The sequence below is a fragment of the Psychromonas sp. genome (genome assembly GCF_983033635.1).
This window is the reverse complement of the sequence record NZ_CEZLMY010000265.1, coordinates 1-1,623: the sequence shown is the minus strand read 5'-3', so window position 1 is coordinate 1,623 and position 1,623 is coordinate 1. Positions and strand designations below refer to the sequence as shown.

Here is a 1,623-nt window from a genome sequence, read left to right as displayed (position 1 = left end):
CAACTCATATTATATTGGGGGCGAAAGCGAGTTACGCTAAAAGTATAAAAATTGGATTTGGAGGTATCATGAAAATTGATGAAGATAAAATAGATGAGGCAGCATTAGCTCTTTTTTACCTTACTATTCATGATGAATGCAGAGCTTGGAAGCAAGTTGACTGGCAAGTAACCAACCGGCTTTTTGAAAAAGGCTTGATTTGCAACCCAGTTGGTAAAAGTAAGTCTGTAGTTTTAACTGACGAAGGCATGAAGCAATCTGAAGCGTTATTTGAAAAGCTATTTACTAAATAGTTGTCGGCATCTAATACACGCAGAAAATAACGCCGGTTCAAACCAATATCCACTTCAGCAACAACTCACTTTTATGCCTATTATTTCGATGTTATTAAGCCTATTTACGCCACGTTTACGCCTTAAGTCACAGTACGCCTTGTAACTAGGGCATTGAGTACGGATTTTTCATCCGTTGCCTTGCGGAACAGATCATTTCCCTGCTTGTTTATAATAAGTCACTTTCGCTCTCAGGCTTCTTACAAATTGATTTTGACATATTATGATTTCGACATATTGGTACGCGAAAGGGTAGTGCCAATATTACTTAGTCACAACAAGATAATGTTCGTTGTTTATCTTATTAGGTGGTTTTTTGCTAAACCATAAACGCAGAAAGTTCGAGCAAACATATATTAAAATTTACGCATCAACTTCAAAAAGAGAGGCACTAGAGAAATATTATCAGCTTCTTTTGTCTGGCGAACCTCACTTAATCAACATTTTAAACGCTGAGACAGGGCAGAGATAGGCGAATTTGGTGACAGCACGTGATGCCAGTTATAGCAATGTACGGCGTGATTTTAGGAATTTATCATAGAGGACAATTCCAATCTCTTATTGTAACAAGCTTACTTTGATAATCAGTGGAAACGAACTAGGGTAATTATATAAAACTAAGTTAAGTGCTTATGAGTAAAGTATTAGCGTTATTATTTTGCAGCTATGCTGCCCAAAAGCTGCAGTTTCTTAACTCTTACCTGTTCATTCATTGAGTTTTATTATTTGCGGTTTTAGGGGATTTAAATCACTAGGAGGGCGCATGGCGATTGATTGGGAAGTATTAAATCAGCGATTTATAAATGAAAGTGATCGCACTGGAATAACTGTTAAAGCGTGGTGTAAGCAACAGGAATTGAATTACAATACAGCGCGACGATACATTAAACCGAGAGCGAACTTAGCGCAGTCTCCAGCGCGCAAAGTTAACTGTGCGCAAAATGTAAAAAGCGCACAAGAAATGCAATTTACAAAAAGTTATAAGCCGCAAATTCAATTAGTTAACGAAAATAAAAGTGATGCACCCGCAAACAATGAAGCTTTAAAAAATACGCCCACAAAGAAACGAGCTGTATCACTTGGTAATCAAAATGCGCGTACCTATGGCCATTACAGCGAGTTTATTACTACAGATGCAGATCAACAGCGGTTTTCTTCTGCTTCCCTGACCACATTGCGTGAGGAGCTTAATTTGATGCGTATGCAGTTATCAAATTTAATGGATGCTATCAAAGACGCCGAAGCCTGCCTCCGTGGCGATGTAACAGTTAAAGAGAAAGTAAGGTTGCAT

2 protein-coding genes are annotated in these 1,623 nt (G+C 38.1%); both read left to right on the top strand.

Going from position 1 to position 1,623, the window contains the following annotated elements:
* A partial coding sequence (locus AC4GME_RS18220; RefSeq protein ID WP_490379983.1) for a DUF6429 family protein occupies positions 1 to 293 on the top strand: 293 nt, incomplete at its 5' end.
* A gap of 751 nt (positions 294 to 1,044) precedes the next feature.
* Positions 1,045 to 1,623 (top strand): cell division protein DivIVA (locus tag AC4GME_RS18215; RefSeq protein ID WP_490379982.1); only part of this gene is annotated, 579 nt, incomplete at its 3' end.